Consider the following 17,383-nt stretch of genomic DNA (forward strand, 5'->3'; position numbering starts at 1 on the left):
AAATGTTTAAAACTTTATTTTAAATAGAAAGTTTCTGGTTTTTAGTTTAGTATATTCGTACTTTAATTGATATACTAAATTGATAAAATTATGCATCATGTTATAAATGCATTTCATTGTCCTCAACAATGGGCTTTTTTCATATTTTTTTTGGTGGCTTTTTTTATATGTTTGTCTATATTATCATTGAGCACAGTATTAGGTGGAAAATCGCAATCTAGACATAAACATACGCCGTTTGAATCAGGAATAGATCCTGTTGATAGTGTTTTTCATTTAAATATGTTTATTAAGTTTTATTTAATTGCAATATATTTTGTATTATTTGATGTTGAAGCGTTGTATTTATATCTTTGGTCGATAAGTATTATTGAATCAGGTTGGATAGGTTTTATAGAAGTTATGTTTTTTGTTTTTTTTCTTTTATCTGGATTAGTTTATTTAATTCGCTTAAATTCATTAAATTGGAAATCAGAATATTTTTAGGAATATTAATATTAAAGCTATTTTGAGGTAATTCATTTTATGAAGTATACATTAACTAGAGTAGATGTTTCAAAAAAAAATAAAGATTATCCTCTTCAGAAGAAAGAGATTGTGTCTGATCCTCTCAAAAATTATATTCATAAAAATGTTTATATGGGAACAATTAGTAAATGCATTCATAATTTAGTAAATTGGGGCAGAAAAAATTCTTTATGGCCCTATAATTTTGGTTTGTCATGCTGTTATGTAGAAATGGTTACTTCGTTTACGTCTATAAATGACGTTTCAAGATTTGGTTCTGAAGTATTACGTGCATCTCCTAGACAGGCTGATTTTATGGTTATAGCGGGAACACCATTTATTAAAATGGTTCCAGTTATTCAACGTTTATACGATCAAATGTTAGAACCAAAATGGGTTATTTCTATGGGTTCCTGTGCTAATTCAGGGGGGATGTATGACGTTTACTCTGTTGTTCAAGGTGTAGATAAATTCCTACCTGTAGATGTGTATATTCCTGGTTGTCCTCCTAGACCAGAAGCGTATATAGAAGGATTAATGTTATTACAGAAGTCTATATCTGAAGAGCGTCGTCCATTGTCTTGGGTGATAGGAGAGCAAGGAGTTTATCGTGCTAATATGCCTTCAGAAAGGAGTCGTCGTAGAAAGAGATATATTTCTATTAAACACCTTCGTTCTCCAGATCAAATTTAGGGTGTATTATGTTTAAGCTATGTTTTCAAAAATTTTATTATCGTAAATAGTTTATTGTATTGTATTTTTATTAATTTCACACTACGAAAATTATTATGTAATTTATGAAAGTAACTATTTCAACTAAGAATGATAATGCGATGAAGCATATTTCTGATGATCATATTAATAGTGATATTGTAGTAGAATTATTTGAGTATTTTGGAAGAGACAAGTTTGTTCTTCAGTCTACTTTAATGGGAATTCCTACATTATGGATCGACAGTGATATGTTATTGAAAATTGGTAAATTTTTATTAAGTATATATAATCCATATAACATGTTATTTGACCTTCATGGTGTAGATGAAAGATTTCGTACTAATCGTTGTCAATTACCGTTAGCTGACTTTTCAGTATTTTATCATTTTGTTTCTTTTTCTAGAAATAATGATGTAATATTTAAAATTGCGTTATTTAGTAACAAATTGAATGTAACTACATTAACTGGATTATACCCAAACGCTAATTGGTATGAGCGAGAAACATGGGAAATGTTTGGAATAGTTTTTGATGATCATCCGCATTTAACTCGCATTATTATGCCAAAAACTTGGAAAGGTCATCCATTACGAAAAGATTATTCTTCTAGGGCAACTGAATTTGATTTTTTTACTTTAAATCAATATAAAGAAGATGCAGAAATGGATGCATTAAAATTTAAACCAGAAGAATGGGGAATGAAAAAGCAAGGAAAACATAGTCATTATATGTTTTTAAATTTAGGTCCGAATCATCCTTCTTCACATGGAGCTTTTCGTATTGTTTTACAGTTAGATGGAGAAAAAATAGTAGATTGTGTTCCAGATATTGGATACCACCATCGTGGTGCAGAAAAAATAGGAGAACGTCAAACTTGGCATAGTTATATTCCGTATACTGATCGAATTGAATATCTTGGCGGATGTGTTAATGAAATGCCTTACATTTTAGCAGTAGAAAAATTGGCAGGTATTGTGGTTCCAAAAAAAGTAGAAGTAATTCGCATTATGTTATCAGAATTGTTTAGGATTAATAGCCATTTATTGTATATTTCTACTTTTATTCAAGATGTAGGGGCTATGACACCCATATTTTTAGCTTTTACTGATCGTCAAAGAATTTACGATATTATTGAAGCAATTACTGGTTTTCGTATGCATCCAGCGTGGTTTAGGATTGGAGGGATAGCACATGATTTACCAAAAGGGTGGAATAGGTTATTAGAAAAATTTCTTATATGGATGCCAAATAGATTAACTAAATACATTAATACTTCGTTAAAAAACAGTATTTTAATTAGTCGGTCGAAGGGTATAGCAGGATATAATAAGTGTGAAGCATTAAAATGGGGTATTACAGGATCTGGATTACGTGCTACTGGTTTAGATTTTGACGTTCGAAAGAAACGACCTTATTCAGGGTATCATAACTTTGAATTTGAGATACCTATAGGAGATGGTCTTAGTGATTGTTATTCTCGAGTAATGTTGAAAGTAGAAGAGATTTGGCAAAGTCTTCATATTTTAAAACAATGTTTAAATAATATGCCAGAGGGTCCTTTTAAGGCAGATCATCCGTTAACTACTCCTCCACTTAAAGAACATATGTTTCAGCACATCGAAACTATGATTACTCATTTTTTACAAGTATCTTGGGGTCCAGTAATACCTCATAATGAGAGTTTTCAAATGATTGAAGCAACTAAAGGTATTAACAGTTACTATTTAATTAGTGATGGAAGTACTACAAGTTATAGAACTAGAATAAGAACGCCTAGTTTTCCTCATTTACAGCAAATACCGTCAGTTATTCGTGGGAGTTTAATATCAGATTTAATAGTTTATTTAGGTAGTATTGATTTTGTTATGTCTGATGTTGATCGTTAAAGTGAATATGTTAAAAGAAAAATTTCACAACATTTTTATGTTAAGTAATGAAGAAAAAAAAGCAATATTAAAAGAAAAAAATAATTATGAAGATTCTCGTGCAAGTTCTATAGAAGCTTTAAAAATAGTACAAAAAAATAGAGGTTGGGTTTCTAAACAAGCTATTTATGCAATTTCTAAAATACTTGAAATGTCCGCCAGTGATTTAGAAGAAGTTGCAACGTTTTATAGTCAAATTTTTAGACGACCAGTAGGACGAAATGTGATACGTTATTGCGATAGTGTAGTATGTTATATGCATGGTTGTGAAAACATTAGGGCTTGTTTAGAGAATAAGTTAAATATTGTTATTGGAGAAACTACAAGGGATTTTCGTTTTACCTTATTACCGATATGTTGTTTAGGAAATTGTGATAAAGCTCCTACTTTAATGATTAATGACAATATTTATTCGCGTTTGACTTTAAAAACAGTAGTTGAATTATTGGAATTATATCAGTGAAAAAGATATTGTTAACTTCAGAAACTCATCCATTAACTTGGTGGTTAAATGATAATAAAGGTGTAATATGGATCGAAGAATATAAAAAAAAGGGAGGTTATCTTGCTTTTAAAAAAGCAATTGAGACTATTGAACCTAGTAAAATTATAGACATTATAAAATGCTCTGGATTGAAAGGACGTGGTGGAGCAGGTTTTTCTACAGGAGTGAAGTGGAGCTTAATGTCTCAAAATAATAGTAGTTCTATGCGCTATTTGTTATGTAATGCTGATGAAATGGAGCCAGGAACGTATAAAGATAAATTTTTAATAGAACGAATTCCTCATCAATTATTAGAAGGAATTTTAATTAGTTCATTAGCTCTAAGAGTTAGAAAAAGTTATATCTTTTTAAGATATGAATATGTTAATGCTGAGCGTATTTTAATTAGAGCTATTAATGAAGCAAAAAAACATGGATATATAGGAAACAATGTTTTGCGATCTGGTCTAGATTTTGAGATCATTTTACATAGTGGTGCCGGTCGTTATATTTGCGGGGAAGAAACTGCTTTAATTAATTCTTTAGAAGGCAAACGAGCTAATCCAAGATTTAAGCCTCCTTTCCCTGCTTTGGTTGGAGTTTGGGGGAAACCTACTTGTGTAAATAACGTAGAGACATTATCTAACGTGCCTTCAATTATTTTGCATGGAGTAGAATGGTATAAGAGTTTGTCAAAGAGTGTTGATTCTGGTACTAAAATTATGGGGTTTTCAGGAAAAGTTAAAAATCCTGGATTATGGGAGTTGCCTTTTGGAACTACAGCACGCGAGATATTGGAAGATTATGCTGGTGGTATGCATGATGGATTAACATTGAAAGCATGGCAGCCAGGTGGAGCGAGTACAGATTTTTTAACATCTGAACATATTGATGTGCCTATGGATTTTTTTAGTGTGCAGAATGCAGGTAGTCGGTTAGGAACAGCACTTGCTATGGCAATAGATAATAACGCAAATATGGTGTCTTTGGTTAGAAATATAGAAGAATTTTTTTCTCGCGAATCATGTGGCTGGTGTACTCCATGTCGTGATGGTTTACCCTGGATTGTATCTATTTTAAGATCTTTAGAAAGAAAGCAAGGAAGAAAACATGATATTGAAACTTTAGAACAATTATGTCATCAATTAGGTCCTGGAAAAACATTTTGTGCACATGCACCTGGAGCTGTTGCGCCATTAAAAAGTGCTATTAAATATTTTCGTATGGAATTTGAATGTGGTGTTGAATTATCATCTGTTATTGATGTTAAATTAATAGAGAATGTTTCATCTTATAATGAGATTTTAGATAAAGTTGAGTATGATAATAAATTTAAAAGTAAATATGATTAAATGTGATATATGTAAATGCTACATTACTTTATAAATATTCTACTAAATGGAAATAAAAATTATTTATGGCTATAATTTTTATAGATAATAACAAATATGATGTTGACAATTCGAATAATTTATTACAAGTGTGTTTGTCTCTTGGTTTTGATATACCGTATTTCTGTTGGCATCCAACATTAGGAAGCATTGGTGCTTGTCGTCAGTGTGTTGTAAAACAATATCATAGTTTTGAAGATAAGGTGGGTAAATTAGTAGTATCTTGTATGACGCCTATTATGAACGGATTAATAGTTTCTATTAATGAAAGTGAAGCAGTAAATTTTAGGAAAGGAGTTATTGAATTATTAATGACTAATCATCCACATGATTGTCCTGTTTGTGAGGAAGGTGGAAGCTGTCATTTACAGGATATGACTGTTATGACTAAACATCATGTTCGTCGTTATAGATTTTTGAAAAGAACTCATAAAAATCAATATTTAGGTTCATTTATTAGACATGAGATGAATCGATGTATTTCTTGTTATAGATGTGTGCGTTATTATAAAGATTATGCTGATGGTACAGATTTTGGAGTTTATGGAATTAGCAATAACATTTATTTTGGACGTTTAGAAGATGGGCCATTGAATAGTGAATTTTCTGGGAATTTAATAGATATTTGTCCTACTGGAGTTTTTACTGATAAAGTGCAATCGGAAACATATGTTAGGAAATGGGATTTACAATATGCACCGAGTATTTGTCAGCATTGTTGCGTAGGATGCAATATTAGTGTAGGAGAAAAATATGGAGAAATATGTAAAGTAGAAAATCGATATCATGGTAGTATTAATCGTTATTTTTTATGTGATTTAGGTAGATTTAGTTATGGCTATTCTAATTTAGAAGATAGACCTAAACGTTCTACTTATCGATGTAAAGGTACAAAACATATTTTAAATAGCGTAGAAAATTCTATTGAGTTAGTAGTAAAACGTTTAACTACTGCATCTAAAATAATAGGAATTGGTTCTAGTCGTGCTAGTTTAGAAAATAACTATGCACTTCAAAAACTAGTTGGAATAGAGAATTTCTCTGTTGGAATGTTACAAAAAGAATTAGACTGCACAAAATTAATTATAAAAATTTTAAAAAATAGTGGTATTTATACTCCTACATTACGAGAAATTGAAGATTATGACACTATTCTTGTTTTAGGTGAAGATATTACTAATACTTCTCCTATGATAGCTTTATCTATTCGTCAAGCAATAAAAGGGAAATCTAGAAAGGTAGCACTATCTAATAATATTCCAAAATGGCATGCATTAGCTACTAAGAATATTTCTCAAAATATAAAAAACAAATTGTTTATTATTAATACTTATAAAACTAAATTAGATGATATCTCTGAAAATAGTTATGTATTGACAATTGATGATCAGGTACAATTAGGTTGTGCAATTGCTGATTATATTGATAAGGGTTCTTTTCATGTAAACAATTTAAGCGAAAATTTGATTACAATAATGAAAAAAATTGTTTTTTCGTTGCTTTCTTCCAAAAAACCTTTAATTGTTTCAGGTGTTCATTCTAATAGTATTGAATTAATTCAAATTGCACATAATATAGCAAGATCTTTAAAAAATGTAGAAAAAAAAGTTGGATTGGTTTTGTTAGTATCTAATTTTAATAGTTTGGGTGTTGGTTTATTGAGTGGAATGTCACTAGAAAAAGTAGTAAATAATGTTTCGAATAAACAATGTGATTCTTTAATAATTTTAGAAAATGATTTGCATCGTTATTTTTCAAACATTTGTATTGAAAAATTATTTAGAAATGTTAAAAATGTTATAGTAATGGATCATATTAATACTAATACTATGAAAAAGGGAACAATAGTTTTTCCATCAACTAATATTTTTGAAAGTTCTGGTACTGTTGTAAATTATGAAGGTCGAGCACAACGTTTTTTCCAGGTGTACGATCCAAAATTTTATGATGGTGATTCGCATGTTTTAGATAGTTGGATGTGGTTACATCGTATACGATGTAAATTATATAAAGTATGTCAAATTTGGCATAAATTAGATGATATTATTTGTAGTATGTCTTCTGAAGATATTAACTTTGAACAATTAAAATTTGTAGCTCCAGGTTCTTCTTTTAAAGTTTATGGACAAAAATTAGCTAGATCCCCGCATCGTTGTAGTGGTAGAACTTCTAGTCGATCTCACATTAATGTTCACGAAATTAGTCAACCTAAAGATAAAAATTCTATGTTTTCTTTTTCTATGGAAGGTTGTCAGCAATCTTATAAATATTCTTCTTATATACCTTTTGCTTGGGTTCCGGGATGGAATTCTTCACAAGCATGGAATAAGTTTCAAAAAGAAATAAATGGAGAATTACGTTGTGGAGATTCTGGAAGACGTTTATTTTTGTATGATTCGCGCAAATCTATATCTTGGTTTGAAACTAAAGTTAATAATAATGTTAGCAACACTTATTATATTATTCCGTATTATTATTTATTTGGTAATGAACAATTGTCACAATTATCTCCAGTAATTAAAAAGAGTATGTCTAGTAATGTTGTAGGGATTTTAAGTAAAGATGATGCAGATGTTTTATCTATTAAATCTGGATCTAAAATAGAATTTAGTTGTCTGGGTGTAAAATTCGTAGTTATGGTATATATTTCTTCAGACATTCAATCTGGACAATTAGGATTACCTATAGGATTTCCTGATTTTCCTCTTTTTTTATCTAACAAAAAGATTGTAGATTTTAAGAAGATGATTGTATGATTGGTTTTTTAATAATTTTCATAGGAAGGAATGTGTTAGTTTTAGAATCTATTTTAGTGCTATTTTGTACTTTGTTTTGTGCAGTTATGATGAGTGTGGTAGAACGTAGAATATTGGGTTTATTGCAAAATCGTTATGGACCAAATAGAGTAGGTTGGCAAGGAACGTTACAAGTAATAGCAGATATGATTAAGATATTTTTTAAAGAAGATTGGATTCCTACATTTAGTAGAAGAGCAATATTTTTCTTTTCTCCAATATTAGGATTTATATCTTTATTGTTAGTTATGGCAATTATACCTATTAGTTCTAGTTTCGTTATTATTAATTTAAATATAGGTATTTTATTTTTTTTGATGATGGCATCTTTGTCTGTATATTCTGTATTATTTGCAGGTTGGTCTAGTAATAACAAATATGCGTTGCTAGGTGCTATTAGAGCTACTGCGCAAACATTATCATATGAAATTTTTTTAGGTTTATCTTTAATGGGAGTAGTCGCTCGTGCTCGATCATTTAACATGATTGATATTGTTAATAGTCAAGTGTTTATATGGAATGTTGTTCCTCAGTTTTTTGGATTTGTCACTTTCTTTATAGCAGGTTTAGCGTTATGTCATAGACATCCTTTTGATCAACCTGAATCAGAACAAGAATTAGCAGATGGTTATCATATTGAATATTCTGGAATGAAATTTGGTTTATTTTTTATTGGAGAATATATTTCTATTATAATAATTTCAAGTTTAATTACTACTATGTTTTTTGGTGGTTATTTGGGTTTTGGTTGTTCTTCTATTTTTTGGTTTATTCTAAAAACTAGCTTTTTTATGTTTTTGTTTGTTTTGATTCGAGCATCATTACCGCGTCCTCGTTATGACAAGATAATGTTATTTGGATGGAAATTTTGTTTTCCTTTGACATTAGCAAATTTGATGTTTACTGCTTTTATTATGTTATATAGAGTTTAGCAAGAGATTAATTTCATGAGTATTTCAAAAAAATTATATGTTGTAATTAGCCAAATACGTAGTGTTTGGCTAACTTTTGTTAATATTTTTTCGAGTCGAGAAACTATAATGTATCCAGAACAATCTGTATATCTTCCTCCAAGATATAGGGGGCGTATAATATTGTCTCGTAATTTAAATGGTGAAGAACGATGTGTTGCTTGTAATTTGTGTGCAGTAGTATGTCCTGTAGGTTGTATTTCTTTAAAAAAATCTACTCTCAAAACTAAACGTTGGTATCCTGAGTTTTTTAGAATCAATTTTTCTCGATGTATATTTTGTGGATTATGTGAAGAAGCTTGTCCGACAGCAGCTATTCAATTAATTCCTGATTTTGAACTTTCAGAATATAAGAGACAGGATTTAGTATATGAAAAAGAAGATTTATTAATTTCTGGTCCTGGAAAATATTCTGATTACGATTTTTATAATTTTTCAGGCGTAGAGATTGAAGGAAAGAAAAAAGGTGATTTAGACTATGAATCTCATCCTATTGATGTAAAAACATTATTACCCTAAGGATGGATGATATGGAATTTTCTTTTTATAGTTTTGGATTGATGTCAATTATATTTACTATATTAACTATTTTTAGTAATAATCCAATGCATGCTTTGATATATTTAACGTTATCATTTTTGTGTACATCGGGTGTATTTTTTTCATTAGGAGCTTTTTTTGCAGCTGCATTAGAAGTAATCATTTATGCTGGCGCTATTATGGTGTTATTTGTATTCATTATTATGATGTTTAATTTTAATGATTTTATTCATTATTCAGTGACATCTGGTAAGTCTATTATTAAATTGATGTTTTTTTTCATGTTAGCATTAGTATTAATTATTTTTATGATTTTTATATTATCTAATTTGAATGATAAATATATATTTAATGTAGTTATTAGTACACATGAAATTGGGATGAAGTTGTTTAGTGATTATGTCCTTGTTATTGAATTAGCTTCGATGTTGTTGCTGAGTGCATTGGTAGTAACTTTTCATATTGGAAAAAATAAAAAAAAGATATAATAAATCTTATTAATTTTATTAGGACGGATTACGTATGATTCCTTTGTCTCATTGTTTAATTCTGCCATCTATTTTGTTGATTTTAGGTTTAATTTCTTTAGTGATGCATAAAAGTATACTTTTTATGTTAATTAGTTTAGAGATTATGATTAATGCAGCGGCTTTAGCATTAGTGGTAGTAGGTAGTTATTGGAATCAAGTAGATGGACAAATAATGTATATTTTAATTGTCACTTTAGGAGCTGCAGAATCAGGAATAGGATTAGCACTTTTAGTACAATGTTATCGACAGTTTAAAACTGCAAATATTGACAAGTTAAGTGAGATGCATGGATGAATATTATTTATATAATGATTTTTTTTCCATTGGTAAATTGCGCGTTATTGTTTTTTTTGAAAGATTTGTTTTCTGATAATTATATTGTAAAATTTTCGGTTGGATCTGTTTTGATGTCAATGTTATTTGCAATATATTTGATGATAACTTTTTCTTATCAAGGCGAAAAAATATTAACTGAAAAATTATGGACGTTTATACATACGGATAATTTTAAAATAGATTTTGGATTTTTAGTTGATGGTTTGTCAGTTACTATGTTAGTTATGGTAACTTGCATAGGTTTTTTAGTTCATGTATTTTCTGTGTGGTATATGCGTGCTAACAATGAATTATCGAATTTTTTTGCATATATGAATTTATTTATTGTTTGTATGATGTCATTAGTATTATCTAATAATTTAGTTTTTATGTTTTTAGGATGGGAAGGGGTAGGATTATGTTCTTACCTATTAGTAGGATTTTATCATAAAAATATTAATGCTAGCTATGCTGCTTTAAAAGGATTTATTATTACTCGTGTGGGAGATATTTTTTTATTATTGTCTATGTTTTTAATTTATAAAGAATTTGGTACTGTAGATTTTAAAGAACTACAACTAATTTTAAAAACAGTTACAGTACAGGAGCATATAGAATCATTACAATGGATTACTTCTTTTTTATTAATTGGTGCTATAGGAAAGTCTGCACAAATTCCATTACAAACTTGGTTAGCAGATGCTATGGTTGGTCCTACTCCGGTATCTGCATTAATACATGCAGCTACAATGGTGACAGCTGGGGTTTATTTAATAGCGCGTACTCATTTTCTATTTTTATTATGTCCAGAAGTGTTATATATTTTAGGAGTTATAGGTAGTGGAACTTTGATTATTTCTAGTTTTTCAGCATTAGTCCAAACTGATATTAAACGAATATTAGCTTATTCGACTATGAGTCAAGTAGGTTATATGTTTATTGCTTTGAGTGTTCAAAATTGGACTGGAGCTATTGGACATTTAATTGCTCATGCCATTTTTAAAGCATTGCTCTTTTTGACTGCTGGATCAATTATTATTTCATTAAAAAATGAAAAAGATATTTTCAAAATGAGTGGATTAAAAAATAGATCTTCGTTGTTATACGTTTCTTTTTTAATTGGTGGCGCCTCGTTGTCATCGTTTCCTATTGTTACGTCTGGATTTTATAGTAAAGAAAGTATTTTGTTTTCTACTTTGGAAAGCAATTATATAGCTTTTTTTATATCATGCTTATTAGGTTTACTATTGACTACAATGTATACGTTTAGAATGATTTTTGTAATGTTTCATGGTGGTATTAGTACAAAACTAAAATGTGTTTATCCGAAAGCATTTAGTCATAATTTTCCTTTAATTTTATTGACAATATTCTCTACTTTTATTGAGTCTTACATTGTTTTACCATTATCTTTTGTTTTTCCTGAAAAAATGATTTTTGTTCATTCGAATATTTTGTTAGAAATTGTTTGTAGTTTTATATCTTTTTTTGGAATATTTTTTTCTTATTATTTATGGATAGTCAATAAAGAAATAATTAGTAACGTTTTACATACTAGAATTGGAATGCATATTTATTCTTTTTTATTTAATGCATGGGGTTTTGATTATTTATATAATATTTTATTTGTAAAACCTTACCTTTATATTTCTAGAATTTTAACCTTTGATCCTATTATAGATATCATTGTTTATTATCCAAAAAATTTATTATGTTTTTGCTATCGTAGGGCAGTGTCAATGCATAACGGATATTTAAGAACATATCTTATATTAGTGATTTTGGGATTTTTAGCATTATTAACGATTATAACGTTTATATAAAATTTACGTTTAAAATAAAATAAGTGCATCTTATTTTAATACGTTAAGCTAGTTTTTAACTTATTGCTTATATTATTAAATTTGCTAAGTAAAATAAACTAAAATAAGGAATATAATTAACATGTTGCTTCTTATTTTCATTATGGTTCCTTTTTTAGGTGGAATACTTTGTTTGATTCTTGATCAATATGATATAAAAGTATCTCATTATATAGCATTAATATCGATGAGTATGGTGTTAATATTATCTGTTTCATTATTATTTTATGATTTAACTATTTATATTCCTAGTATATATAGTTCTTATTGGAACTTTGAATATGAAATTCCTTGGATACCACAGTTTGGAATTTCTTTTCATTTAGCAGCAGATGGATTGTCTATTTTAATGTTAATTTTAACTAGTATTTTAGGAATAATATCTATATTGTGTGCATGGGACAAAGTGCGAAAGTATATTGGATTTTTTTATTTGAATTTGTTATGGATTTTAAGTTTTTCTATGGGAATCTTTCTTTCCATAGATCTTTTTTTATTTTTCTTTTTTTGGGAAATTATAACATTTCCAGCATATTTTTTAATGATGTTTTGGGGACATAAGATTAATAACAAAAAATTTTGTTGTAATCGATACATTGCTGCTAATAAATTTTTTATGTATTCTCAGTGTTCTGGTTTAATTTTGTTGTTTTCAATATTATTTTTAGTATATTCTAATTATTTGTCTACTCATATTTTAAGTTTTAATTATGATTTACTTCGTAATACTTCTTTAAGTTGTATGTTAGAAACTTATATTATGTTGGGTTTTTTTTTAGCATTTTCTATAAAGCTTCCTATTGTACCATTTCATGGTTGGCTTGTAGATTTTCATACTTATTCACCTATTTTTGGTTCATTAGACATTTCCGGTATTTTGTTAAAAACAGCGGTTTATGCTTTATTGCGATTTAATATTCCTTTTTTTCCTCATTCTTCAGTTAGTTTTTCATATATTTTTATGTTGTTAGGATTTATTACTGTATTTTATACAGCATTAGTTGCTTTTTCTCAAGACGATATAAAACGTTTAATTGCTTATACGTCTATATCGCATATGGGTTTTGCTTTAATTGCTATTTATAGTGCTAGTCAAATTGCTTATCAAGGAGTTGTTTTACAAACAATTTCTTATGCATTGTCTACTTCTGCTTTATATTGTCTTGTAGGTCAGTTATTTCAACGTACTGATACTCGTGATATGAGAAATATGGGTGGTTTGTGGTCTAGTATTAATTGGATACCTGGTTTTTCTTTATTTTTTGCAGTGGCAAATTTAGGAATTCCGGGTACTGGAAATTTTTTAGGTGAATTTATGATATTGTTGGGATCATTTAAAAATCATGCTTTGTTAGTTAGTATTACTGCTTTTTCTTTGATTGTTTCAGCATTATGTTCTTTGATCATGATACAAAAAACATATTTTGGTCATGCTACTGTCACTCGTAATACAGTTATTGTAAAATATGTTTCTTTTCGTGAGATTTTTATATCAGTATTATTATTGTCAATGTTGATATTAATTGGATTCTTTCCAAATATAATTTTGAATATATCCGAAATTCCATTAAATAATATTCGGACTATTTTTTCTAATTTTATTTTAACTACAAGGCTGTAATTTGTAATGATAATAACTATAAATCAGTTGATAGCATTTTCTCCATTATTAATTTTATTATTAACTGTAATAATTACAATGTTATCTATTGCATGTAATCGTAATCACTTTGTTACTTTTTTATGTTCTATTATAGGATTAATATTGTCTTTATTATCTTTATACATAGTTCGAATGAGTGTACCAATAGATGTTACTATGTTGTTTCATATAGATAAGTATTCATTGTTATATCTTGTTATAATTATTTTTTCGAGTATTATTTCGTGCATTTTTTCATATTCGTGGTTGAAAAATTGTATTTATAATCGTGAAGAATTTTATTTATTGTTATTATTTTCTACTATTGGTTGTGTTTCATTAATTATTGCTAATCATATGTCTATTTTATTTATTGGAATGGAATTAATGTCTTTACCTACTTTAGGATTGATTGCATATACGTATTTTAAGAGAAATTCTTTAGAAGCGGCTATAAAATATATGATTTTATCTTGTTCAGTTTCGGTGTTAGCATTATTTGGTATTGCATTGATATATTCAATTACGGGAAGTCTTACATTTTCTAGTTTGATATATGAATTATTAGTATCTATTACACATCCAGATAGTGTTTTGTTATGTGGTTTAGGGTTAGTTATTTTAGCTTTTTCTTTTAAATTATCTATATTTCCATTTCATATTTGGACTCCAGATGTTTATAGAGGAACTTCTTCAGTAGCATTAATGTACCTATCTATTGCGACTAAAATTACAGTGCTTAGTTTGTTTTTTAAAATATTTATTTTTTTGATATTTTTTCATATAGATGTTTTTAACATTGTATTAGAAATTATGCTGTGTATATCTATTATTTTCGGTAGTATTATGGCTTTGTTTCAAACTAGTATTAAAAGATTTTTAGGATATTCTTCTATTTCTCAGTCTGGATATTTGTTAACATCTTTGTTATCCTCTAACGATTTTAATTTTTCTTTAGAATCGATTGGTATATATTTAATTAGTTATTTATTATCTAGTATTGGTATACTAGGGTTAATTAGTATAATTTCTCATTTAGATGATGAGTCACAGTTTGATTCTATTGCTTGTTATCGTGGTTTGTTTTGGTACAATCCTATTTTTTCAAGCATTATGACTATAATGTTATTTTCTTTATCTGGAATTCCTATAACTATTGGTTTTATTGGAAAATTTTATTTGTTGTCATTAATAATTAAAGAAAATTTTTGGTTATTAGGTATTGTTTTTATTACAGGATCAATTATTGGTATGTATTCTTATTTAAGAATAGTTACATGTTTATATTTAGCACCGCTTGATAATTTTAATACAAAAAGAATCGTTGTAAATATTAATAGTAAAAAATATGTATTTTTTTTATTTATAATATCGTTATTAGTATTAATATTAGGTATATATCCTAATGCAATTATAGATATAATTTCAAAATCTGAACCTATTATATTTTAATTCGATTCGATATTGATGAGATTTTGAATTGTATTTATTTTGATAATAGAATTGTATGATTTTTAATTATTATACATGTATAATTATTATTTTATATATTTTATAAATATATAATATATTTTTAACATAAATTGATTTTAACTTTGATATGATATGAAAATAGTTAAGTTTTATAATTTTAAATTTTATTAAAAAGTTTTAGTGTTTAGAATGTATTTTAATAATGATAATCGAAATTATATAGTTTATAATTAATGTTTCATGTGAATAACCTTAATATCAGAAAATTTTTTAATTTTTGGATGAAACGATGTTTTCGATGATATATGGATAAATAGTATGATTAAATCTTTTTCTTTTTTAGAATGGATGAGTTATCTCGAAAAATTTTATTTGAATATTAAATGCAATAATATTAATAATACAATTTATATTGCTAAAAAATTAGGAATATTAAAATTGAACAGGTTTGTTTATATAGTAGGAGGAACGAATGGAAAAGGAACGACGTGTTTCGTATTGGAAAAAATATTGCTAGAACATGGTTATCGTGTAGGACTGTATACTTCTCCTCATTTATTTCGATATACTGAACGAGTACGTATTAATGGACATGAATTAGAAGAGCGTTTACATGTTGATTCTTTTATTAACATTGAACGTGTTCGTGGTGCTCTTTTATTAACTTATCATGATTTTATTACTTTGTCTGCTTTATATTTATTCAAGCATAGAAAGTTGGATGTAATTATTTTAGAGGTTGGTTTAGGAGGTAGATTTGATGCTACTAATATTATTGATCCAGATATTTCCATCATTACGAATATAGCAATGGATCATATGAACATTTTAGGAAAAAATCGTGATTTAATTGGTATAGAAAAGTCTGGAATTCTTCGAAACAATAAAGTCGCAATTATTTCTAGCAAGAATATTCCAAATATTGTAAAATGTATTATTAGAAAAAATAGAATTAATGCAAAATGGATAAATCAAGATTGGTTTTATAAAAAGTATGACAATTTTTGGGATTTTATAAGCAATGATTTTTGCTTTTTGGATCTTCCTTTGCCAAAGGTATCTTTAATTAATGTTGCTACGGCGTTAGCTGCTATTTCTGAATCAACATTTTCTATAAAAAAAAATGTTGTTAAAAATTGTATTGATAAGATGTCGCTTTGTGGGAGATTTCAAGTATATTCTTATCATCCTATAGTAATTTTGGATGTAGCACATAATAATCATGCTACACAACATTTATCAAGGAAATTAACTAATTTAAAAGGAATTGGAAAAATATATGCTATAATAGGAGTATTACAAGATAAGGATATTTTAAGTATTGTTTCTCCGCTAATTTCCATAGTGGATTTTTGGTATTGTACTGAATTAAAAACGCAGCGTAGTATTTCTGCTAAAAAAATTGTAAAACATTTACCTATACATTTTTCTAAAGCTTTTAGTAGTGTTAGATGTGCTTGGAAAGAAGTTAAAAGTATGGTAAAAATCATAGATGTTATCGTAATATTTGGATCTTTCTATATAGTACGTGAAATGTATGATGTTTTTAAAGATATAAATAAATAATTTTAAGAAATTTTTTGAAGTTCTTTACATTATAAAAATGATATATTGAATATTTATGAATATAATAGATTTTATTTCAATAGTCATAGTGGTTATTTCTACTATAACTAGTTTTTTTAGTGGATTTTTTCAAGAAATTATATCTGTTTTTATTTGGGGAATAGGAATATATATATATTTCAAGTATTATTATATTTTTTCTTTCTTTTCAATTTATTTTCATAATCAAATTACAAAATATATAATTAATTTTTTAATTTTTTTTATTTTTTTGCTGATTTTAAAGTTAGTATTAAATTATTTAATTACTATTGTTATACAGAAATTTCATTTGTCTATTTTAAATCAAATACTAGGAGTAGTGTTTGGTATGATAAGAGGCATATTGATTGTTTGTATAGCATTGTTTTTTTTAGAGTTTTCAAATGGTTTCATCAATAGTAGAATTTTTAAAAGTTCGTTATTAGTTCCTTATTACAATTATTTTATAAAAATGTTTTTAAAATTTTTTATAAAAAATACTTTTATGTAGTAGTTAATATGCAATTTTACAAAATATTTTTATAATATGAATGTAATTTAAATTTCGTATAGAACAATCATTAGTTTTATTCATAATTTTTTGAGTACAGTAAATAAAAATAATAATTTTATTGTACTCAAATTT

Annotated in this window: 15 protein-coding genes; all 15 read left to right on the forward strand. The window is 27.3% G+C overall.

Translation table 11 applies throughout. From position 1 onward, the window contains the following. Window positions 1–90: 90 nt before the first annotated feature. Window positions 91–486 carry an NADH-quinone oxidoreductase subunit A gene (ndhC, locus tag U0T58_00700; protein XBC42424.1) on the forward strand — a complete coding sequence of 132 codons (396 nt, stop codon included), beginning with the start codon at window positions 91–93 and terminating at the stop codon, window positions 484–486. Window positions 487–525: 39 nt separating this feature from the next. Further along, the gene (locus U0T58_00705; protein ID XBC42425.1) at window positions 526–1,200 is read left to right on the forward strand and encodes an NADH-quinone oxidoreductase subunit B; all 675 of its coding nucleotides are present in this window, start codon (window positions 526–528) and stop codon (window positions 1,198–1,200) included. Between the two features lie 140 nt (window positions 1,201–1,340). Continuing rightward, window positions 1,341–3,107, forward strand: a complete 1,767-nt coding sequence (nuoC, locus tag U0T58_00710) for an NADH-quinone oxidoreductase subunit C/D (protein XBC42539.1) — start codon at window positions 1,341–1,343, stop codon at window positions 3,105–3,107. 7 nt (window positions 3,108–3,114) lie between these two features. Continuing rightward, entirely contained in the window at window positions 3,115–3,609 is a 495-nt protein-coding gene (gene nuoE / locus U0T58_00715) for an NADH-quinone oxidoreductase subunit NuoE (GenBank protein XBC42426.1), read from the forward strand. Next, window positions 3,600–4,982 carry an NADH-quinone oxidoreductase subunit NuoF gene (nuoF, locus tag U0T58_00720; protein ID XBC42540.1) on the forward strand — a complete coding sequence of 461 codons (1,383 nt, stop codon included), beginning with the start codon at window positions 3,600–3,602 and terminating at the stop codon, window positions 4,980–4,982. Before nuoE ends, nuoF begins: the two co-directional genes overlap by 10 nt. A 65-nt stretch (window positions 4,983–5,047) precedes the next feature. Beyond that, complete coding sequence (gene nuoG, locus U0T58_00725; GenBank protein ID XBC42427.1) at window positions 5,048–7,777, forward strand: NADH-quinone oxidoreductase subunit NuoG; 2,730 nt, start codon at window positions 5,048–5,050, stop codon at window positions 7,775–7,777. Further along, window positions 7,774–8,748 carry an NADH-quinone oxidoreductase subunit NuoH gene (gene nuoH, locus U0T58_00730; protein ID XBC42428.1) on the forward strand — a complete coding sequence of 325 codons (975 nt, stop codon included), beginning with the start codon at window positions 7,774–7,776 and terminating at the stop codon, window positions 8,746–8,748. The genes nuoG and nuoH overlap by 4 nt, the downstream gene beginning before the upstream one ends. Window positions 8,749–8,763: 15 nt before the next feature. Next, window positions 8,764–9,306, forward strand: coding sequence for an NADH-quinone oxidoreductase subunit NuoI (gene nuoI, locus U0T58_00735; GenBank protein ID XBC42429.1), 543 nt, complete (start codon window positions 8,764–8,766; stop codon window positions 9,304–9,306). Between the two features lie 11 nt (window positions 9,307–9,317). Next, window positions 9,318–9,815, forward strand: a complete 498-nt coding sequence (gene nuoJ, locus U0T58_00740; GenBank protein XBC42430.1) for an NADH-quinone oxidoreductase subunit J — start codon at window positions 9,318–9,320, stop codon at window positions 9,813–9,815. A gap of 34 nt (window positions 9,816–9,849) precedes the next feature. Further along, window positions 9,850–10,152, forward strand: coding sequence for an NADH-quinone oxidoreductase subunit NuoK (gene nuoK / locus U0T58_00745; protein XBC42431.1), 303 nt, complete (start codon window positions 9,850–9,852; stop codon window positions 10,150–10,152). After that, the gene (nuoL, locus tag U0T58_00750; protein XBC42432.1) at window positions 10,149–11,996 is read left to right on the forward strand and encodes an NADH-quinone oxidoreductase subunit L; all 1,848 of its coding nucleotides are present in this window, start codon (window positions 10,149–10,151) and stop codon (window positions 11,994–11,996) included. The genes nuoK and nuoL overlap by 4 nt, the downstream gene beginning before the upstream one ends. A 121-nt stretch (window positions 11,997–12,117) precedes the next feature. Beyond that, window positions 12,118–13,656, forward strand: a complete 1,539-nt coding sequence (locus U0T58_00755) for an NADH-quinone oxidoreductase subunit M (GenBank protein XBC42433.1) — start codon at window positions 12,118–12,120, stop codon at window positions 13,654–13,656. Window positions 13,657–13,662: 6 nt separating this feature from the next. Then, window positions 13,663–15,129 (forward strand): NADH-quinone oxidoreductase subunit N, encoded by a 1,467-nt coding sequence (locus U0T58_00760; protein ID XBC42434.1) that lies wholly within the window; start codon window positions 13,663–13,665, stop codon window positions 15,127–15,129. A 339-nt stretch (window positions 15,130–15,468) separates the two neighbouring features. After that, window positions 15,469–16,716, forward strand: coding sequence for a bifunctional tetrahydrofolate synthase/dihydrofolate synthase (gene folC / locus U0T58_00765; GenBank protein XBC42435.1), 1,248 nt, complete (start codon window positions 15,469–15,471; stop codon window positions 16,714–16,716). A gap of 55 nt (window positions 16,717–16,771) precedes the next feature. After that, window positions 16,772–17,248, forward strand: coding sequence for a CvpA family protein (locus U0T58_00770; protein ID XBC42436.1), 477 nt, complete (start codon window positions 16,772–16,774; stop codon window positions 17,246–17,248). Window positions 17,249–17,383: the final 135 nt, after the last annotated feature.

The sequence above is a fragment of the Buchnera aphidicola (Meitanaphis elongallis) genome, assembly GCA_039830015.1.
In the GTDB taxonomy this organism is placed as follows: Bacteria; Pseudomonadota; Gammaproteobacteria; order Enterobacterales; family Enterobacteriaceae; genus Buchnera_B; species Buchnera_B aphidicola_AU.